Annotated in this window: 14 protein-coding genes; 6 read left to right on the top strand and 8 right to left on the bottom strand. The window is 56.8% G+C overall.

Annotation, left to right across the window (positions count from 1 at the left end):
- The first annotated feature begins 1 nt into the window (after nt 1).
- Entirely contained in the window at nt 2-637 is a 636-nt protein-coding gene (locus RGV06_RS19235) for a Pr6Pr family membrane protein (RefSeq protein WP_233099225.1), read from the top strand.
- A gap of 116 nt (nt 638-753) precedes the next feature.
- Here RGV06_RS19235 and RGV06_RS19240 read toward each other — a convergent pair whose 3' ends face one another.
- The 3 genes from RGV06_RS19240 to RGV06_RS19250 all read right to left on the bottom strand — a co-directional run bounded on the left by RGV06_RS19240 (nt 754) and on the right by RGV06_RS19250 (nt 5,370).
- Nucleotides 754-1,539, bottom strand: coding sequence for a siderophore-interacting protein (locus RGV06_RS19240; RefSeq protein WP_322150912.1), 786 nt, complete (start codon nt 1,537-1,539; stop codon nt 754-756).
- On the bottom strand, nt 1,536-2,114 hold the full coding sequence (locus tag RGV06_RS19245; protein WP_019823592.1) for a PadR family transcriptional regulator: 579 nt from the start codon (nt 2,112-2,114) through the stop codon (nt 1,536-1,538). The genes RGV06_RS19240 and RGV06_RS19245 overlap by 4 nt, the downstream gene beginning before the upstream one ends.
- Nucleotides 2,115-2,253: 139 nt before the next feature.
- Nucleotides 2,254-5,370, bottom strand: coding sequence for a transglycosylase domain-containing protein (locus tag RGV06_RS19250; RefSeq protein ID WP_037031924.1), 3,117 nt, complete (start codon nt 5,368-5,370; stop codon nt 2,254-2,256).
- Between the two features lie 373 nt (nt 5,371-5,743).
- Between RGV06_RS19250 and RGV06_RS19255 the strand changes: the two genes are divergently transcribed.
- Nucleotides 5,744-7,156 (top strand): amino acid permease, encoded by a 1,413-nt coding sequence (locus RGV06_RS19255; protein WP_019823590.1) that lies wholly within the window; start codon nt 5,744-5,746, stop codon nt 7,154-7,156.
- Between the two features lie 101 nt (nt 7,157-7,257).
- Here RGV06_RS19255 and RGV06_RS19260 read toward each other — a convergent pair whose 3' ends face one another.
- The 4 genes from RGV06_RS19260 to RGV06_RS19275 form a co-directional block, all read right to left on the bottom strand.
- Complete coding sequence (locus RGV06_RS19260; protein WP_201356173.1) at nt 7,258-8,358, bottom strand: OpgC family protein; 1,101 nt, start codon at nt 8,356-8,358, stop codon at nt 7,258-7,260.
- Nucleotides 8,359-8,521: 163 nt separating this feature from the next.
- Nucleotides 8,522-13,522 carry a dermonecrotic toxin domain-containing protein gene (locus RGV06_RS19265; protein WP_322150915.1) on the bottom strand — a complete coding sequence of 1,667 codons (5,001 nt, stop codon included), beginning with the start codon at nt 13,520-13,522 and terminating at the stop codon, nt 8,522-8,524.
- A gap of 215 nt (nt 13,523-13,737) precedes the next feature.
- Nucleotides 13,738-14,022, bottom strand: coding sequence for a putative quinol monooxygenase (locus RGV06_RS19270; protein WP_019823587.1), 285 nt, complete (start codon nt 14,020-14,022; stop codon nt 13,738-13,740).
- A gap of 21 nt (nt 14,023-14,043) precedes the next feature.
- A complete protein-coding gene (locus RGV06_RS19275) occupies nt 14,044-15,663 on the bottom strand; it encodes an FMN-binding glutamate synthase family protein (RefSeq protein ID WP_019823586.1) in 1,620 nt (539 codons plus the stop codon).
- Nucleotides 15,664-15,967: 304 nt separating this feature from the next.
- On the opposite strand from RGV06_RS19275, the gene RGV06_RS19280 reads away from it, so the two are divergent.
- Genes RGV06_RS19280 through RGV06_RS19290 form a run of 3 tightly spaced genes read left to right on the top strand, consistent with a single transcriptional unit; the run spans nt 15,968 to nt 17,577 of the window.
- Nucleotides 15,968-16,417, top strand: coding sequence for an NUDIX hydrolase (locus tag RGV06_RS19280; RefSeq protein WP_046808779.1), 450 nt, complete (start codon nt 15,968-15,970; stop codon nt 16,415-16,417).
- The gene (locus RGV06_RS19285) at nt 16,414-17,052 is read left to right on the top strand and encodes a LysE family translocator (RefSeq protein WP_322150918.1); all 639 of its coding nucleotides are present in this window, start codon (nt 16,414-16,416) and stop codon (nt 17,050-17,052) included. Before RGV06_RS19280 ends, RGV06_RS19285 begins: the two co-directional genes overlap by 4 nt.
- A 12-nt stretch (nt 17,053-17,064) precedes the next feature.
- Complete coding sequence (locus RGV06_RS19290; protein ID WP_322150920.1) at nt 17,065-17,577, top strand: GNAT family N-acetyltransferase; 513 nt, start codon at nt 17,065-17,067, stop codon at nt 17,575-17,577.
- A gap of 63 nt (nt 17,578-17,640) precedes the next feature.
- Here RGV06_RS19290 and metR read toward each other — a convergent pair whose 3' ends face one another.
- A complete protein-coding gene (metR, locus tag RGV06_RS19295; protein WP_019823578.1) occupies nt 17,641-18,558 on the bottom strand; it encodes a transcriptional regulator MetR in 918 nt (305 codons plus the stop codon).
- A gap of 107 nt (nt 18,559-18,665) precedes the next feature.
- On the opposite strand from metR, the gene metE reads away from it, so the two are divergent.
- Nucleotides 18,666-20,984 carry a 5-methyltetrahydropteroyltriglutamate--homocysteine S-methyltransferase gene (gene metE / locus RGV06_RS19300; RefSeq protein WP_019823576.1) on the top strand — a complete coding sequence of 773 codons (2,319 nt, stop codon included), beginning with the start codon at nt 18,666-18,668 and terminating at the stop codon, nt 20,982-20,984.
- The last annotated feature ends 60 nt before the right edge of the window (nt 20,985-21,044 follow it).

A 21,044-nucleotide genomic window follows, 5' to 3' on the forward strand; every position in this document is an offset into this window, starting at 1 on the left:
CATGAGTGACGGGTCACGCAAGCTTTGCACCGTGATGGCAATCCTGGGCTGGAGCGGTCTGGCCATTCAGCTAGAGCTGGTGCTGTTCGCCCGCTGGATGAGCGGAGCGAACGTAGTGGGCGGGCTGGTGAGCTACTTCAGCTTTTTTACCATTTTGACCAACACCCTGGCCGCCTGCGTGTTGACCTGTGCAGCAGGCACTCGCACCTCAAAGGGCAGGACGTTTTTTTTGCAGCCGTGGGTCAGTAGCGGCATCGCGGTCAGCATTATCGTGGTGGGGGCGGCCTACAGCCTGTTGCTGCGCCAGCTCTGGCAGCCCGAAGGCTTGCAATGGCTGGCCAATGAAATATTGCATGACGTGATGCCGGTACTGTTTGCGTTGTACTGGTGGTTTTGCGTGCCGAAGGGAGGGTTGCGGGTCAGTCATATCGGGGTCTGGATGCTGTATCCGGTGCTGTACTTCACCTACATCCTGTTACGCGGACACCTGCTGGGTGTGTACCCGTATCCGTTTATCGATGTCGAGAAATTGGGCTACGGGCAAGCGTTTATCAATGCAGGCGGGATTCTGGCAGGATTTGTTGCGGTCGCGCTGGCGGTGGTGGCAGTGGACCGTTACAGGGGGCAACGGGCCTGATCCCGTCCTGGAATTTGTGGGAGCGGGCTTGCTCGCGATAGCATCAAGGCGCGTCAGACAAACCCCATTGCTAGCATCGCGAGCAAGCCCGCTCCCACCGGGTTTTGCCATGAGTCTTACTCTTCAGCACTACCTTCCAGGCGCCAATACCCCACGGCCTTGACGAACTCTTCATTCAAACCGTGGGTGTCGAGGAGTACCCGGCGAACCTTGCGCGACAGTGCGCTTTCGGTCGCAACCCAGGTGTAGAGCTCACCAGCAGGAATCCTTAGACCGGCCACCGTCTTGAGCAAATCGTGCTCTGGCGCATCGCGATGTACCCACATCACTTCAATCGATGCCGCACTTTGCAAAGACTGTTGCTCAAGGGCGTTTTCCACCTCGACCACCACTAACGCGCGGCGATTGGCCGGCAGTTCTTCCAGTCGACGGGCGATGGCCGGCAGTGCGGTTTCGTCACCGATCAGCAGGTAGCTGTCGAAAATGTCCGGCACTATCATCGAGCCTCTTGGGCCGCCGATGTGCAGGTGCTGTCCTGGCTCGGCTTGAGCCGCCCAGGTGGCAGCAGGGCCGTCACCATGCAGCACAAAGTCGATGTCCAGCTCAAAAGTCTTCACGTCATAGCGACGCGGAGTGTAGTCCCGCATCGCAGGCATGGCGCTGCCTTTCAGGCCGGCACTCAACTCCATATTTTCCAGCATCGCCCGTTCTTCGGCGGTTTGCGGGAAAAAAAGCTTTACGTGATCGTCGCTGCCCAGACTGATGAACCCCGCCAATTCAGGACCGCCCAGGGTAATGCGGCGCATGCGCGGGGTCAGGTCGACGACCCGCAACACTTCAAGTTTGCGACGTTTGATTTCATGCATGACCCGGTGAATGGTCTGGGGATTCTCGGCATTCATTCAGCGTTCTCCTGCGCAGGCTGGGCAGTAACAGGGCCATCGACGATGGCTTTGGCGGTGTTGTTGAGTAAATCGCGTACCCGCAGGATTTCTTCCGGGCTCCAGCGACCATGGTGCATCTGCAAGGCATGGCGCAGGTTGTGCACGGCCTCATGAATTTCAGCGGGACGATCATGGCCGCGCAAGGAGCGCTTGCTGACATCGATGCGCATGCGCACGCCATCCAGGGCAATGGCTTGGTCGCTCAGTGACTGGCGACCAAGGTCGGTCACGCAGTAGCGTTTTTTCCCGCCCTCAGCGTCGCCCTGAATCATTTCGCTTTCTTCCAGGAACGTCAGGGTGGGGTAAATCACGCCCGGGCTTGGGCTGTACGCACCGTCGAATAAGCCTTCGATCTGGCGGATAAGGTCGTAGCCGTGGCAAGGCTGTTCAGCGATCAGTGCCAGCAGCAGTAATTTCAAATCGCCTGGGGCGAATACACGGGGGCCGCGTCCGCCGCGCTCGCGGCCGGTACGCTTCTCAAAACCGTCTTGACCCGCGCCATGTTCGCGGTGGTGGGGATGATGTTCGCTCATTTTCTCTTCGTCCTCTCGTTAAGTTAGATACAACTTAAGATATATCTTAAGAAATGTAAAAACTCAGACGACGAACGGTAATGATTCTCAATGGATGGCGCGGATCCTTGTAGCAGCTGCCTCGTTCCTTCGGCAGCTGCTACAGGTCAGTTTTCGCGATTTGTGCTGGCCCCGGCGCCAGGCACAAGGTGTGGGTACCCGGTTGCAGGTAGGGCGTGAGGATCGGTGCCATGCCTTTGAGCACTTGTACCGGCAGTGCGGAGGTGAATTTGAAGGCTTCGGCCGAGCGACCCGGAACGAACGCGGTCAGGGTGCCGAAGTGATGCTCCCCGATATAAAACACGAACGTGGCGGTGCGGTTGATCGATTTGGAACTGAGAATTCGTCCACCCGCGCCCATGCTTTCGATGCGGTTATCGCCCGTGCCGGTCTTGCCGCCCATGGCCAGTGGTGAGCCATCGTCGAGTTTGAAACTACCCGAGACCCGGCGCGCAGTCCCGGCATCCACCACTTGCGACAGGGCTTCGCGCAGGGCCGTGGCCACTTCGCTGGGCATCACCCGTACACCTTTGTCGGGGTCGTTGACCAGGCGGGTTTCGTAGGGGGTATCTGCGGCGAAATTCAGGGTATCGATACGCAACACCGGTAAACGGACGCCATCGTTAAGGATGATGCCCATGAGCTCGGAGAGCGCTGCCGGCCGATCACCGGAGCTGCCCAGTGCGGTGGCGAGCGAAGGCACCAGATGGTCGAACGGGTAGCCGACTTTTTGCCAGCGTTGATGGATGTCCAGAAACGCTTCGATTTCCAGCATGGTGCGGATGCGGCTGTCACGGGCGCTCTTGTGTCGGCTTTTAAACAGCCAACTGTAAACTTCCTGACGCTCATGTTCGCTGGCGCCTACTGCCTGCTGGAACGTGGCCTGCGGATTATTCAGCAAATACCCCAGCAACCACAGATCCAACGGATGGACTTTAGCTATGTAGCCTTGATCGGGCAGGTTGTAGGCCCCGGGGCCGTAGCTTTCATACAGCTTGGTCAGCCGCTCATCAGTGATTTTGTCGCTGCTCAAATGCGAGCGCACAAAGCGGTTAAAGGTGGTCTGGTCTGAGTTCGGGAACAGATAACGGTGCACTGCCGACATTCGGATGGCAGTGGGATGCATGCTGTCCAGGAAGGTGTCGAGGCGGGCCTTGGAGTCTTTGCCCCGGTATTTTTTCCAGAACTTGAGCATAAAAGTCGTGCCTTCCCGATCGGCGAAGCGGCTCAGATACTCCTGGCGAAGCGGGTTGCGGTCGTCCCGGAGCAGTTCGACGTTATTGCTGGGGGACTGAAAGCTGGTGTAGCGCACCACGTCGCGCATCAGGCGAACAAAAGGCAGGTTGATCGACTCACGTATTGAATCGCGCAGCGTTGCCGTGCGGTTGTTGTCCTGGCTGCGGAAGTTGTGGAAGCGATGCATGCCACCGCCGGTGAAGAAACCTTCGCCCGGGTTGGCGGAGTATTGCCGGTTGAGCGCGGCATCGAGCATGGGCGCCAGCGTTGCGCCGGGATTCTCGATCAGGTAACCCAGCGCCCAGCGGGTCAGTGGATCTTGATCGGTTAGCGGGATTTTTTTCAGCGTGGCACTGGGCTGGCTGGCGTAGCGATCATGTAGCTCGGCGATGATTTGCAGGTAGGTGGTCAGGACCCGCAGTTTGGCCGTTGAACCCAGCTCCAGCTTGCTCCCTTCATTGATGTCGAAGGGCTGGTCGGTGCTGTCGGTTTGCACCCGTGCCCGGGCACCGTCCGGTGTGAGTTCGAACAAGGTAAAGCTGTAGCGCACTTGCGCGGTACTGGTGGGGGTTAGCAGGTAGGGCCCCAGCAGGCCGATTTTTCCGGCAAAGGCGGGGTCTGCCAGTTGGCGCAGATACTCACTGACCTGGCGCTGCAAGTCGCCTTGCAGCGTACTGGTGGCAGACAGGTCAAGACGGTCCAGGTCATACAGTGGGCGCTTGAGCAGCACTGAAAGGCGGCTGCGGGCCACGCTGATGCCCTTGTTGGTTTCGTTCGGTTGCATCGTCGGCGCCAGGGCCCAATCCCGGTAGGTCACTTGACTGGCCAGCGCGGCGGCAGTGAGTGCCGGATCAATCACATTGTTTTGTGCCAGCAGGCGAAGATGGCTGTCGGTCAGTTGCGCCAGCTCGTCACGGCCTCGAGCCAGATAGTGCGAAGGTCTGCGCTGGGCGATCATCAAAGACAGCACTTCGCGCAATGCCAACCCTTTCTGCGCCAGGCTTTTCGGGTCAGTGGCGGTACTGGCCAGTATCTGGTTGACCTGATTGAAGTCTGCGCCGTACCACACCCGCAAACCTTCGGCCATGCCGTGGACTTCGCCGTGCCCGGGCACGGCCGACAGTGGCACGCTGTTGAGGTAGTCGCGCACCACCTTTTGCCGGGCCGGCAGCGTCTGCGGACCGTCCTGATAGGCTCGCACGCTGGCCGAGACCATCTGACGCAGTTTCTCGCTGCCCGACAACGTCAGTCCATCGGGTGAATGGCGATATTTTTCAAGCTGGGTGGCCAGGGTGCTGCCACCTGCGGACTGCCCCGGCAGATGGAGCATTTTGGCCACTTGCGAATAAGCGGCCATGGCAAATCGCGGCCAGTCCACGGCAGGGTTCGCTTGCGGCTGCGCAGGATCAAGCAGGTCGCGGTTTTCGATAAACAGCAAACTGTGAACCACCAGCGGGGGAATGCTCGCAAAGCTTGAGTACAACTGCTGCGGGTAGTTGTACTGATACAGGGCGCTACCCGCACAATCGGTGATCGAGAGTCCTGTCTGAATTTTTTCCGGATAGGGTACGAAAAATCCTTTCTCGCTGTAGCCCAGTAACTCTGGCGAAAAGCGGCTTTGTTGAGTGATTACGTAGTCACGTTTTAGCAGGCGTGGAAGGAAGTCGCCTAATGCGCTGTAGCCTAAACGCTTGTCGAAAGGCCCATCCCCAGGATATTGAATCGCGTCGGACGGCCCCGCATGCATCGAATAGCTCAATGAGGCGGCAAAGCGGCTGAATTCACGGGCTTGCAGCTTGGAACTGCGCACCTCCTGTGCAATGGCAAATCCCAGTACAACCAGTCCTGCCAACACCACTAGGCCGAACACGAGCCATCCATAGCGCTTGGGTTCAGGCGAGGGTGGCGGGGGTGCAGCATTGTCCATTGCTGCTGATGGCACCGCCGTTTTTCTGGAGCTTGAGTTCCACAGTACGCCCATAGTCGACAGTTCCAGGTACGCATATTGGTTGCGCTTGGTTGAAGCGTAGACGCTGACGGATACGGGTGAAAAATTTGTAGGGTTAATCTGATAATCCTGTCGCCTAAGAGGAGAAGACTCGTGGTGAAACAAGCGTCCCACGTGACGCAAAGCGAAGGAATAGAGCCCTTGCTAGTGCTAAATACGTTCTGTGTAGGGGAATGACTGTGCACCAACCCTGTGCAATACTCGCCGCCGATCTCAGTAGGGCATTTCCCTTCTGGTCTAACGGCCTACAAAGCCCGGGCTGATCAGGAGGTTGGACAGGTGACCCGCCCGTCTTTTCGAGCGCTCTATTGATGCATATCCAATAACAATATGAGGTTGTATTTTTATGCCAGTCGGCAACCACCCGCCCCACGGTGAAACCGTTCAAGGCGGCCCCCTCAAACGCGAACTGGGCGAGCGCCACATTCGCTTGATGGCGCTTGGCGCCTGTATCGGCGTAGGCCTGTTTCTGGGCTCGGCCAAAGCCATTGAAATGGCCGGTCCGGCCATCATGCTGTCCTACATCATCGGTGGCCTGGCCATTCTGGTGATCATGCGTGCACTCGGCGAAATGGCCGTACACAACCCTGTGGCCGGCTCGTTCAGCCGCTACGCCCAAGACTACCTGGGCCCACTGGCCGGCTTTCTGACCGGCTGGAACTACTGGTTCCTGTGGCTGGTGACCTGTGTCGCTGAAATCACTGCCGTGGCGGTGTACATGGGCGTCTGGTTCCCCGATGTACCACGCTGGATCTGGGCCCTGGCGGCGCTGATCAGCATGGGCTCGATCAACCTGATCGCGGTGAAGGCGTTCGGTGAATTCGAGTTCTGGTTTGCCCTGATCAAGATCGTCACCATCATCGCGATGGTCTTCGGTGGTATTGGCATCATCGCGTTCGGCTTTGGCAACAACGGCGTTGCGCTGGGTATTTCGAACCTCTGGACCCACGGCGGCTTTTTGCCCAATGGCATCCAGGGTGTGTTGATGTCCCTGCAAATGGTGATGTTCGCTTACCTGGGCGTCGAGATGATCGGCCTGACTGCCGGTGAAGCCAAGAACCCGCAAAAAACCATCCCGAGTGCGATTGGCTCGGTGTTCTGGCGCATCCTGCTGTTCTACGTCGGTGCATTGTTCGTGATTCTGTCGATCTACCCGTGGAACGAAATCGGTACCTCGGGCAGCCCGTTTGTGATGACCTTTGAACGTTTGGGCATCAAGACGGCGGCAGGCATCATCAACTTCGTGGTGATTACCGCAGCACTGTCGTCATGCAACGGCGGCATTTTCAGTACCGGTCGCATGCTCTATAGCCTGGCGCAAAATGGTCAGGCGCCTGCCAACTTTGCCACCACCGCGAAAAACGGTGTGCCGCGTCAGGCATTGCTGCTGTCGATTGCCGTCCTGCTGCTAGGTGTAGGCCTTAACTACATGGCTCCCGAGAAAGTGTTTGTCTGGGTGACAGCCATTGCGACCTTTGGCGCGATCTGGACCTGGTTGATGATCCTGCTGGCGCAACTGCGCTTTCGCAAGAACTTGAGCCCGCAAGAAGCCGCTGCCCTGAAGTACCGCATGTGGCTCTACCCTTACAGCTCGTACGCGGCGTTGGCGTTCTTGCTGATGGTGGTCGGCCTGATGGCCTTTTTTGAAGAAACCCGAATCGCCTTGTTTGTAGGCCCGGGATTCCTGATCCTGCTGACTGTGCTGTTCTATGTGTTCAAGTTGCAGCCAACGCAGAGCTCACCGGCCAAGCTCAACTAAACGCCTGTGGGAGCGGGCTTGCTCGCGATGAGGACGCCGAGGTCTGTCAGACTGATTTCGGGATCCCATCGCAAGCAAGCCCGCTCCCACATCAGCAGTGACTATTTGCGCGACAGGCGCTTGTTCCAGTCCAGCCAGGCCGCCAGTACGGCCATCATCCCCACGCCCATCAGGGCGCTAAACACCTGCATCACAACCCCATCACCGCCCAGTGCATTGAGCATGTCGGCCAGCGGTGCCAGGACCACCCCCAGACAGAACACCTCCAGCGAATAACGGCCCATGCGGCAGGTCTGACGGGTAAACCAGTTGTTTAGCCAGGCGCCTTGGGGAACCACTTTGGCCGCCACGTAAGCCAGGGCCAAAAAATGCAGTAAGCGCACCGGTGAAAGGTTGGTCTTGCTGATCGGATAGAGATGCTCGCCCAGCCAGAGCGGCATGAGCGCGTCGTGAAACTGCGGCCACTTCCACGACAGCGCCAGCAAACCGGTGATCAACAGGTAGGCCACCGCCCCTAAAAACACAGGCTGACGGGATAAGGGCCGTGTTTCTGGCGCTTTGTCGCGCTGCCCGTGAGTTGCCGCCGCACCCCCCAAAATAAACAGGAACTGCCAGGCCATCGGGTTGAAAAACCATACCCCGCCTTCCTGGGCCGCCAGGTTCCACACAGGAGCTAGCAGGTACAGCGCCAGAGACACGGCCACTACATAAACGGCTTTGCGCAGCAGCATCGGCAGCACCAGCGGCAATCCGAGCAGCAGCACGATATAGAGAGGAAGCGGGTCCATCAGGTTGGGTTTGAAACGCAGCAACAACTCGTCGGTCAGGGCCTGTTGCGGGTTACTCAAGAAGTACTGCAAACCCATCTCCTGCACCAGATCGCGGGTTTCGACGTGGTTGTTGGCATAAAACACAATGCCCATCAGCACCGCCAGCAGGAAGATATGAACCACGTACAGCACCCAGGCACGGCGCAGGATTTTCACGCTGGCGATCAGGAATCCATCGCGTTGAGCAATTTTTCCGTAGGCCAGCACGGCGGCATAACCGGCCAGAAATACAAAAATCTCAGCCGCATCACTAAGGCCGAAATTTCGCACCGTCAATTCAGCCAGCGGGTTATGCGGGATGTGATCCCAGAAGATAAAAATCAGCGCCAGCCCGCGAAAGAAGTCGATGCGGTGGTCGCGTCCGTTAAGTATCACGGCGAGTACTCAGAAAAAAATGAATAAAAATGGGCGCAGTTCAGATTGCACGCCACCTGTTGGCGGCGCGCAGGGTGACGCTAATAGCGCTTAAATGCAAAGGCTGCGCATAGCCGCAATGTGTGTGACCAGGGAGCTGATATTACTCCTTGCAAATGGTCTATCGAGTTTTTGTATCAAGGATGTTCTGGGTAATGCGTTCCAGGGTTTTCTTCTTGTGCCGGTCGATGTTTTCAAGTTCGGCGTAATAGTCTGCTTCTGGCATGGGGGCACCCGTGAAAACCCGGGTTTGATCGATGTTCAGGCGGTGCGCCAGTTGTTGAAGTTCCTGTTGCAACAACAACCGTGCGTCAGTGTCATCACTGCCCACGGTGTCCACCCACCGCTGCTGTTTCTCCTGAAGGGTTTCCAGATCCACGTAACGTTGCTCAAAAACAAGGTTGCCGGCTTTTATGTCCGCGCTGTATGCCGACTGGATGTGGTCACGCCAGATACCTTCCTCCAGCAGCTTTTTAGCCATGTATCCGTGTACGGTCTCCTTGTTGAGCACAATGTGATAAGCCTCCTCGATCTGCGCCGGGGATATTTTTGCAAGCGCCCTGAACTGCATGTGCGACGGTTGCCATGGCAACTCAAGGCGCTGCGCCAGGTCCACTTGATAGATCAGCTTTACTTCCAGCTCGTCAGGTTCAAGCCTTGATATTTGCTCGGGTGACAACACGTGCTCGCTCACGGCTGACCGGTAAGCATGGTGTTGCAGGGCGACTTGAGTTTGGGCGATATCGTCCAGTTCAAGTAAACGCACTCGACCCTTCATGAGCGCGAGCAATCTGGTTTCTTTGTCACTGCCTTCGGCCAGTAATGCTTCGCGCAGCAAAAACTTGAACCCGAAGCGGCTGAAAATGGTCGAGGTACGATCAACGCATGTTTCGTTCTCAAGGGAGCTTGCGAACACTTCTTCTCGATACCCGGCGTCTTCTGCGGCGCATTCCAATACTTTCCAGACTTTCTCGGTCAACTGTTGGCGGTCGTGTTGAAAGTCAGCAGAAACCACGAGATCGCGAATGACCCTGAAGAAGTTTTCGGCGTTGGGCTCAGCTTCCAATGCCGTCCAGATAGCCGTTTTCAGGACCCGTTCGGACTCCGTCAGAGAGGGGTCGAGCCAGAGATTGACATGGTGGGTGGGTACGGGCGCGTGCACGCGTCGCTCCAGGGCCAGCCCCTGGCGGGTCCGGTGTGCGTTGATTGCATCCCAGGTCGAGTTATCAAAAGGATTATCGTGCAAGAAGGTGTTTCTTAGCCTTTGCACGGGTGTCTGGAAATAACCTTGGGGCAGTGCCGTCAGGCTATTGTTGCGCAGATCCAGGTGCGTCAGAAACGGCAGGTGCTCAATGCCCTCCGGCCACTGTGTGAGCCCGGTGGCTCTCAAGTCCAGACGTGCCAGCTCGCTCATCTGCGTGAAATCAGGAAGGTGGTCGAGCGGGTTGCTGCTCAGGTTGAGCACCCTGAGTTTTTTCAGGGCTGCCAATTTTTCTGCCGCTTCAGGCGTCAGCGTAATCCGGTTTTTCGACAGGTGAAGCTGTTTCAACTCCTGCAAGTTGAACAGTGATGCCGGGAGGGCCTCAAGGTGGGCCGATTCAAATTTCAGCTCCTGCAGATTCGGGAATTGGGCCAGGAACGGGTCAATGCTTTCGTGCAGATACATGTCGCTCATTTGCAGCGAAGTGACGTGACTGAAGTCGGCATTGAGGGCCGGTAACCTGGCCAGATTCAGGTTGGTAATATTGAGTCTGGCGCCTGGGAACTCGGTGCCCATGCCGGAGCTGCGCTGCCAGCATCTGATGATTTTGTTGGCGGCACGGGTCTTGTCGCTGATATGTACGGGACGGAGGTGGGACTCGTTGACCTGAACCATTTCCAGAGGTCCGTTTATCCACTCGGAAAGGGACTCTTTAAGCGCCTTGTACTCTTTGTTCAGGGCCTCCAGCCGGGCCAGCCCTGCACGGCTGTAGAGGCTTTCAAGTTCCAGAAAGCGTTCTACAACCTCATTGGTATGCATGGGGAACATCTTGGACTTCAGGTGCCTGACCCTTCTTGGACTGGCCCTGAAGCAGGGGAAAGGTGCACGGCCACAGCGAATGGCTTCTGGATCAATTGCGGGGTACCGGATACGTCCTTTGGCCAGCTGCAAGGGCGACTCCGTTTTAAGCGTCGTGGGTTTGAACCCCAGCACTTTACTCAGTGCCTGTCGATCCAACCCGGGGCGTTCGACCAGCGCCTCTTTCAGCGCCTGGCCTTGTCCTGTGTGGGGAAAGCCAAGCGCTGCGCGCTCTTGATCGGGCAGGGCGTGCAAGACCGAGGCGTAGATATCGTCCAGTCCATGCAACATGTGCTCGCTGGCGTTGTAGGTCAGGTAACGACTGCCGACTTTGACAAGGACTTTGCGAAGCGGCGCATCCCGAGGCCCAACCTCATCGAGCAAGGCACCTGACAAGGTTTTGTCACGGACTTCGAGCCTGACCTCAGGCGACCAGCCAGGCATTTTTTCGAGGCTGTGCAGAATCAACTTTTGCGTATCGGGGTTGTTGTCGTAATCAAAGTAAAAGTCGTCACAGGCGTGGGCCAGCCGCACCTCTTCGACATACAGCCTGGCCTCTTCGGCCACGGGCAAAGGAATGCGTACGCCGTCTTCCAGCGCCCACCGCTCGGCAGAGGTGGCGGCGTCAACCAGCTCGGTAGCCACAGGCACGGGCAGCCCTGGCCAGGTGGTTATCAGTTTCATGACCAGAGGGTCTGTAGAGCGGTTCGATCGGGCATACAGTGATCGAAACAGGTCATCGCTCAGTTGCTCGGCCCGGTCAGCAATTTTTGTACTCAGTCGTTGGACCTTTTCTTCAATGCTGGCGGCAAGGCCATTACCTGTGAGGGCCCGCACCTCGTTGTCATCCAGTGACAGCAGTACGCTTTTCAACAGTTCACCACGGCGTATCTGACTGTCGAGTATTTGAATGACAGGCACTTTAGCGGGGCTCCCATTGCCATACTCAATGATGGTTTTGCCCTCGCTGTCCAGGCAACGCAAGGCTTTGGAGCGTGGCCATAAATCGACGTCAACCAGCACTTGAAGTTGCAGGAGCGGGTCGGCGGTGGTGTCGTGAGTCCGCATTTTCTGGATGAACTGCTCAAGGTGCTGTTTGAGTTTGAACCGTGTAATCCCGTCTTCAAGCAGGGCAGGCGGTGGCGCGAGGTCACGATAGGCCTGACGCAAAAGGGCGCTGTCGGTCTGGCTGGCGTGCATCAGGTACCGGGCCTGCTCGTCGCTCAGGTCGCTTAACGACGGATCAAGGCGGCGCACCAGCGTTGATTCGCTCCATTGAGAAAGCTCTTCTGCTTCATGGATCCAGGCCCCGTGACCGTTAGGGTCGATAGGCGGCGCATAGTGCTCGGGATCGGTGGGGTGTTGCAGACGCCAGGTGCCTTCGGCAGTTTTTTGCACCCGGTAGTTTTTGCCTTCCAGCGCCAGGTAAGATTTGCCCTCGTGGGTGTACAGCCCCTGGTTGTCGGGGCCTTCTGATGCACCTGGATCAATGTCGTGTTCAAAGGGGGTGAGGTCGGGCTTCCATAATTTTGTCTTGCCGCCAGGAAGCTCTATGACATCCAGTTCTTCCACGAATGGAGACACTCGCACCGCAGCCGGCCTGGTAATTTCGGAGGCTACTTTTCCGGCGACGGCCACAAAGGCCAGATTCATCAGTACGTCTTTTGTATAGGACCAGGCGTGTTCTTTTTCATCCTGCTCCCAGGCTTCAATACCGTGATAGACCTCGGTCATCATTTGCGCGGCAAAAACCACCATCATCACTTCCCCAAGCCCCGGAACAAAAAGCGCTTCGACATTCAGAATATTCAGGGCGACGTCCAAGTAATGTTCGAGACGGTCAATCAACGTCAGGCGGTTTTTTTCGGCGGTGGGTACGGCCAAAAAACGGGCATCGTTAAACAGCTGCCCGGTTTTTTTTTGATAAAGATGCCGGAACAGATTGGGCAGTATCGGTTGATGCTGCATGTAAAGCGGATCGCGAGTTGAGTGCTGGAACCGGGCAGTCAGTCGTTTACTCAACTTCAACTTCTGGGATTGACTGGCCAGATGGACAAAGAATTGACGATAACTTTCAATTCCCATCTTTGACATCAGATCACTGTGCGCACTTCTGAGGTTGGGGTATTCCTTCAGGCCACTGACGGGGTCACCCGGTATATAGATGACACACCGGGAGTCCTGTTCAAGTGAGGGCGCGTGAAAAACAATAAGCGAGTGAAAGGCAATGTCATCGAGGCTCATTGACCCCACCGTGAGGGGGTTGCCATTGAACTGCACGCTGTCATGGCCCTTGCAGTAATCGATGAGTGTCCGGTGCGTGGTCGCAAGGATGTCTTTTTTCATGAGCGCAATATCAGCGTGAAGCATGAGTGTGTTGCGCTCGTGTTCGATAAAGCGTTGCTCCAGCAGATTTTTTTCAACGTTGCCTGGAGGGTTAAAAATACGCTGCAGATGCTGTTGGTAGCGGCCGCCGATATCAAGGTCGCGGCACAGTTTCGCAAAGGCTGTTGGTTCGATGGGAATGGAGTGTGGAGCCGGATCGCTGGAGTGTGTCGACTTGTAGTCCCATAGGTGGGAGCCCCAGGGAATACCGTGTGCTCTGGCCTGATTCCCCTCGAAGTTGTGCAAGGCTGCCTGCAACAGAGTATGTGTGTCGGTGCGTTCAATCTCATCGGTAAAACTATTGAGTGTGGTGAGGCTGATGACGTTTTTATTGACATCACAGGCCGTCCCAAACGCCTTGAGCAAGGCCTGTTCCAGAAGCGGCACTGCGAACCTATCGACCGTGCTGATCTGGTCCAGTGTGGAGTGCAGTGCTTGGAGTGATTGATGGTTAAGTACCTGGGTGGCCTTGAGTGCCATGCGTTGTGAAAGGGGGGCGCCGGTGTACCACGTGGGCACGTCGAACGAGTGTTCATTCAGGCGTTTGATAAGGCGCTCGGGCAATAGCCCTAACGTATCGCTCGCTACGTTTTTTATAAAGTCGTGATGAATACCCAGCTCTTTTAAATCAAGAACCGGTGTGAAAGTGGTGGGGGGCGTTAAGTGGGAGGTGGGCATTAACTGACATCCTTGTAGTGACGAATAGACGGAGTCTAAGAAGGATGCAGGGCAGTAAAAAGTTTAAAGAATTGATGGCAGGGCGCCAAGTTAAGCGATTAATCAGGATCAAGTATTAATTATGTAGTGCTGTTGTTTGCCGGGTAAGTTATATGGCCCGGCCCTGTAAGTTATCAGCGACTGAAACCCACAGGGCGTGCTCAAGGTCGCGTTATCTAAAATTCATGCATCATTAAAAACGTGCAGGCTTTTGATTGATGAGCGTTGATCAATGGCACCAGCCGGCGGAAATGCTCACTTTGGCAATGGGCATCCAGAGCGGCCTGATCCGGCCATTGTTCGATAAAGACGAAATGGCCGGGGTCCTTGTGGTCCACGTACAGGTCATATGCGATGCACAGAGGTTCCTGACGGGTCTTCTCTACCAGTTCGGCGTACCACGGGCGAACGGTCTCCAGATGTTCAGGCTTGATGAAGTCTTCAGCGATCACTTTCAACATGGTGCTCTGTCCTTGTGGGCGTCAGGCCGCAGCGATGTCGTTTGGCTCGAAGCTATCGGCCCGTGCCATTTGCCACATGCGCGAATAGAACTCGCCATTAACCTCTCCTGTCAGCAGTTCGCCGGGCTTGAGGAACACATGCAGTTGCGAGAACAGCTTGATCTCGGTGGCTGACATGCGCCGCACCAAGTGCTTGGCATTGAGCTGGGCGGGGTGTTCCAGACCTGCTGCCGCGAGCATTTCGGCCAGGGCCTTGAGCGTGTTGCGGTGGAATTGAAAAACCCGCTGAGCCTTGTCCGGTACTACCAGGGCACGTTGGCGCAAGGTGTCCTGGGTCGCCACGCCAGTGGGGCACTTGTTGGTATGGCAGCTCTGCGACTGAATGCAGCCTACGGCGAACATGAAGCCTCGGGCCGAGTTTGCCCAGTCGGCACCAATGGCCAGCACGCTGGCGATATCGAAGGCGCTGACAATTTTGCCGCTGGCACCCAGTTTGATCTTGTCCCGCAGATTCAGGCCCACCAGCGTGTTGTGGACGAACAGCAAGCCTTCGCGCAGCGGAGCACCAATGTGGTCGGTGAACTCTACGGGGGCGGCGCCCGTACCGCCTTCCTTGCCATCGATAACGATAAAGTCCGGCAGGATTCCGGTTTCGAGCATGGCCTTGGCGATCCCCATGAACTCCCAGGGATGGCCCAGGCAAAACTTGAAGCCTACGGGTTTGCCGCCGGACAGCTCACGCAACTGCGCGATAAATTGCATCAGTTCGATCGGGGTCGAAAACGCGCTGTGGCGCGAAGGTGAGATGCAGTCTTCGCCCATGGGTACACCGCGTGTGTCGGCAATTTCCTGGGTCACTTTGTGTTTGGGCAAAATACCGCCATGGCCCGGTTTGGCGCCCTGGCTCATTTTGATTTCGATCATCCGAACTTGGGGGGTGCAGGCTTGGGCAGCAAAACGCTCAGGATCGAAACGCCCATCTGAGGTGCGACAGCCAAAGTATCCGCTGCCAAGTTCCCACGTCAGGTCACCACCGTTCTCACGGTGATATGCGCTGATGCTGCCTTCCCCCGTATCGTGGGCAAAGTTACCGAGCTTGGCACCCTGGTTCAGGGCGCGAATGGCGTTGGCACTCAGCGAGCCAAAGCTCATGGCCGAAATATTGAAGATCGACGCCGAGTACGGCTGGCTGCATTGCGGGCCGCCCACCACGATTCGAAAGCTGCCTGGATCGGTCAGCGGGGCCGGACGCATGGAGTGGCCGATAAACTCAAAGCCCGGCTGGTACACGTCAACCAATGTGCCGAAGGGTTTGTCGGCACTTTCATTTTTGGCGCGCGAATACACAAGCGAGCGTTGAGCACGTGAGAAGGGCAACGCGTCGCTGTCAGATTCCAGCAGGTATTGGCGAATTTCCGGGCGGATGGCTTCCACCAAATAGCGAATATTGCCCAAGATCGGGTAGTTGCGGCGTACGGCGTGGGGGCTTTGCAGCAGGTCGAAAATCCCCAGCAGGCTCAACACCAGAGTGATGGCAGTAAAGGGCCATAACCACTCATGGTGCATAAACGGCAGACTGGCGAGGGTGAACAAAACGCAACATGCAAAAAACGCATAACGGCTTAGCAGTGACAGGCTCATACGGTTTCCTGTTTCAGGCTGATCTGTTCCGTCAGGCAGTCAGGCCTGAAGAGGTCGAGAACAGAAAAAGGACAATAGAACCCTCTCTTTGAGTTGGGGGTTTGCAGGGAGTGTTGGTCATGTAACACGCAAATGCCATCTCCTTGTCTGAATATTCATTGAACGGGATTTCCTTTGCGACAGCATCCCGACCAAAGTCGGGCGCTTCATACAGACGGCTCGGGTAAAAGTGCCATCTGTATATTTTCAGGCTCGCCGAGCCGTGTGATCCTGCGCGCACTTTTAGTCTTGCTGGCCGATAACCGTGACCTTTCCAGAACATTCCATCGCCGTAACGCCCAACATCATCCGTATAGCCGCTGCGATTTTGATCGGCCCCGATGGCCGAACCCTGCTGGTGCGTAAACGCGGCACCCAGGCCTTTATGCAGCCTGGGGGCAAAATCGAATCCGGTGAGCAACCGGTCAGTGCCCTGGCCCGAGAGCTGGAAGAAGAGCTGGCGTTGGTGATTGATCCGGCGAGCGCTACCTGGCTGGGGCATTTCGCAGCGCCTGCGGTCAATGAGCCAGGCTTTGAGGTGCAGGCCGAGTTGTTTCTGCTGCACATCAGTGGGCCCGTCACACCGGCCGCTGAAATTGAAGAAGTACAGTGGATTGACCCCGACGGGGATGGCGGCCTGGTGCTGGCGCCCTTGACCCGGGATCTGGTCTTGCCATTTTATCGCCGTGCATTGCTGACAAGGACTGCCCCTTGATACCTGTTAATGATGTGCTGATTTTTGCGGCGGCCTGTCTGCTGATGGTCTTGACGCCGGGGCCGAACATGATCTATTTGATTTCCCGTTCGATCTGTCAGGGTCGAAAAGCCGGGGTCACGTCTTTGCTCGGCGTGGTGGCGGGCTTCTTTGTGCACATGTTTGCCGCCGCCGTGGGCCTTACTGCAGTGTTTTTGGCGGTGCCCATGGCCTATGAGACGCTTAAGTGGGCCGGTGCCCTGTACCTGTTATGGATGGCCTGGCAAGCGGTCAAACCCGGTGCCAGGTCTGCGTTTGAAGCGCAGGAGCTGGTGCCGGACTCATCGTCAAAACTGGTGTTGATGGGGTTTATGACCAGCGTCCTGAACCCAAAGGTGGCGATGTTTTATCTGTCGGTATTTCCGCAATTTATCAGCCCTGAACATGGCTCGATGTTTACCCAGAGCCTTGTGCTGGGCTTGACTCAAATCAGCGTCAGCTTCACGGTCAACCTGCTGATTGCGCTGTTTGCCAGCGGTATTGCCGTATGGTTTGTGCGCAACCCAATGTGGCTGGCGGTGCAGCGTTATGTCATGGGCTGTGTGCTGGCTGCACTCGCGGTGAGGCTGATGCTGGAACAACGTAAAACCGTATGACCTGGATCTGTGATGGCTATAGAACTGCTTGAACCTTCAAACGCCAAGGCGTATCGCCAATTGATGCTTGAAGCTTATGCGCTGCACCCGCAGGCGTTTGTGTCTACCATTGCCCGCCGTGAGAAATTGCCGCTGAGCTGGTGGGAATCACAACTTGATGATGACTTGAACGCTCTGTTTGGTGCCTTTGTCGATTCCAGACTGGTGGGGATCGCAGGTCTGGCTTTCGAGCCTTGGGACGATGCCCGGCACAAGGCCACGTTATTTGGACTGTATGTTTCCCAGGCCTTTCGCGCACAAGGGCTGGGCGAAGACCTGGTACAGGCAGTGCTGTCATTGGCCGGGCAAGAGCCTGAAATCAAAGTGATTGAACTGACCGTTAGCGCCGACAGCACTGCTGCGCTGGCGTTGTACAAACGCTGCGGATTTGAGCAGTCAGGGTTGGAAGAGTATGGGATTCGAGTGGGTGAGGCGTATTACGACCGGGTGCATATGCGCCGGTTGGTGAACGTCGAAGCCATCTGATTTGGTTTTTTTGGACGCGGCGGTGCGACTTGCTCGCGATAAAACCGCCGCGCTCTGGCCGGGTTAACGCACCGCGCTCACACCATCCAGCGTCGAGAACGATGTGTCCTTGGCCGTCAGCAAAAAGTCGCGCATGTACGGTGCATCCAGCATGTCGGCGCGGATCGCGGCGTACAACGTCGCAAACAACCCTTTCTCGCCCAGGCGTTTGGCCTTCACATACCCCCGAGAGCTGTATTCATGCAGCGCCCAGTGCGGCATACCACAGACACCTCGTCCACTGGCTACCAGCTGCATCATCATGACGGTCAGCTCCGAGGTGCGAACCTGTGCTGGTTCAACATCGGCCGGTTCCAGAAAGCGGGTAAAGATGTCGAGCCGATCGCGCTCCACCGGGTAGGTGATCAAAATTTCGCTGCTCAGATCGTCCGGCACGATAAACGGCTTGCTGGCCAGGGGGTGCTGGTTGGCCACGGCCAACATGGCTTCGTAGGTAAACAGCGGGACATAGGTCAGGCCGGCGATTTCTTGTGGGTCAGAAGTCACTACCAAATCCAGATCACCCCGGGCCAGTGCTGGCAACGGGGCAAAGGCAAAGCCGGATGCCAGATCCAGTTCGACCTCGGGCCACGCATCACGGAACTGATCGATAGTGGGCATCAGCCATTGAAAGCAGCTATGGCATTCAATCGCCATGTGCAGGCGCCCGGCTGTACCGCCGACCAAACGGGCGATATCACGCTCTGCGCCGCGCAGTAGCGGCAGCATGGCATCGGCCAGCTGCAGCAAGCGCAAGCCACCGCTGGTGAAACGAACCGGTTTGGTTTTGCGCACAAACAGGGGCATACCCATGCGCTCTTCAAGCTCTTTGAACTGGTGAGATAAAGCGGACTGAGTCAGGTGCAGGCGTTCTGCCGCTTCGACCAGGCTGTCTGACTCGCGTAACGCGTGCAGGGTTTTGAGGTGACGAATTTCCAGCACAATGGCTCCATGAGTAAATTTGATGATCAACACGAAAACGTTTAGTTTGTCTCATGTTGGGGCGGGTGTCGATAATAGTGCCATTACTTACACGAAGGAATGTCGTCATGGCCCTGGCCCACACTCTTGGTTTCCCCCGCATTGGCGCAGACCGCGAGCTGAAAAAAGCACTCGAAGCCTACTGGAAAGGCGATATCGATCAGGCCGCACTGCAAAGCGTTGGTCGCCAATTGCGAGCTGATCACTGGCAACTGCAAAAGGATGCAGGCATCGATTTGCTGCCTGTGGGTGACTTCGCCTGGTACGACCAGGTCCTGACCCATTCGCTGACCTTCGGTGTCATCCCGCAGCGTTTTGCCAGCACCCTGGACGAGCAGCACCGCCCGACGCTGGATACTCTGTTTGGCATGGCTCGCGGTGCTAGCCAGAGCTGCTGCGGCGGTGAGCACACTAAAGGCCAGTACGCTCAGGAACTGACTAAATGGTTTGATACCAACTATCACTACCTGGTGCCGGAATTCAGTCAGGACCAGCGCTTTGAGCTGAGCTGGAACCAACTGTTTGAAGAGACCGCCGAAGCACTGGCCCTGGGGCATACGGTCAAGCCCGTCATTATCGGCCCGCTGACCTACCTGTGGCTGGGCAAAGCCAAGGGCAACGAGTTCAACAAGCTCGACCTGCTGGAAAACCTGCTGCCGGTGTACGCGCAAATTCTTTCCAGCCTGGCCGAGCAGGGCGTGGAGTGGGTGCAGATCGACGAGCCGATCTTGTCCATCGACCTGCCGCAGGAATGGAAAAATGCCTTTGAACGGGCTTATCACATTCTTCAGTACTCGCCACTGAAGAAGCTGGTCGCCACCTATTTCAGCGGCCTAGAAGACAACCTAGGATTGGCCGTTAGCCTGCCGGTAGAAGGGTTGCACGTGGATCTGGTGCGCGCTCCCGACCAGTTGCATGCCATCCTGGATCGCTTGCCGACCTACAAAGTGCTGTCCCTGGGCCTGGTCAACGGTCGCAACGTTTGGCGCTGTGACCTGGAGAACGCCCTGGCCCAATTGCAAGAAGCTGAAGAGCGTTTTGGTGACAACCTGTGGGTGGCCGGTTCTTGCTCGCTGCTGCATAGCCCGGTAGATCTGGATCGCGAAACCAAACTGGATGCAGAGCTCAAGAGCTGGCTGGCCTTTGCCAAGCAAAAGTGCGCCGAAATCGCCGTGCTGCGCGATGCCCTGAATATCCCGCAAGACCCGAAGGTGCAAGAAGCCCTGGCCCAGAGCCGGCGCGTGCAACAAAGCCGGGCTAACTCGCCACGGATTCACAAGGCGGCGGTACAGGCTCGCATCGACGCGATTACCGATGCTGACAGTCAGCGTCAGTCGCCCTTCGCCACCCGTATTGAAGTGCAGCGCGCGCGGTTGAATTTACCTGCTTTTCCGACCACTACCATTGGCTCGTTCCCACAGACTGCTTCTATTCGTCTGGCGCGTCAGTCTTATAAGCAGGGCAAGCTGTCGATCAGTGAATACACCGACGCCATGCACAGCGAAATTCGCAACGCCGTGCAAACCCAGGAGAGTTTGGGGCTGGACGTGTTGGTGCATGGTGAAGCCGAGCGTAACGACATGGTGGAATACTTCGCCGAGCAGTTGGACGGTTACGTGTTCACCCAATACGGCTGGGTACAGAGCTATGGTTCACGCTGCGTCAAACCGGCAATTATCTTCGGTGATCTGAGCCGCCCGAAAGCCATGACCGTTGAGTGGATCACCTACGCTCAGGGCCTGACCCACAAGGTAATGAAGGGCATGCTGACTGGCCCGGTGACCATGTTGATGTGGTCATTCCCCCGCGAAGACGTGTCGCGCAAAGTCCAGGCGCAGCAGTTGGCACTGGCGATTCGCGATGAAGTGGTCGACCTGGAAAAATCCGGAATCAAGATCGTACAAATTGACGAGGCCGCATTCCGCGAAGGCTTGCCGTTACGCCGCGCACAATGGCAGGAGTACCTGGACTGGGCAGTCGAAGCGTTCCGTCTGTGCGCCTCAGGCGTGGGTGATGAAACCCAGATCCACACCCATATGTGCTACAGCGAATTCAATGACGTGATCAAGTCGATCGCCGAGATGGACGCCGACGTGATCACCATTGAAACCTCCCGTTCGGACATGCAATTGCTGGATGCCTTTGAAGCGTTCGACTACCCGAACGACATCGGCCCGGGTGTGTATGACATTCACTCGCCACGGGTGCCGGACACGGCTGAAATGGTCAAGTTGTTGAGCAAGGCAGCCCAGCGTATTCCAGCCGAGCGACTGTGGGTCAACCCGGATTGTGGTCTTAAGACCCGCGCCTGGGCCGAAACAGAAGCTGCACTGATCAACATGGTTGCAGCAGCACGGCAGTTGAGAGCGAGCGCGGTTCCAAGCTAAAAGAGCGAAAGCTACAAGAGCTACAAGCCACACGCGGTAAGACTTGGTCTTGCAGCGTGT

This window comes from Pseudomonas sp. CCI3.1 (assembly GCF_034313985.1).
Classification (GTDB): domain Bacteria; phylum Pseudomonadota; class Gammaproteobacteria; order Pseudomonadales; family Pseudomonadaceae; genus Aquipseudomonas; species Aquipseudomonas psychrophila.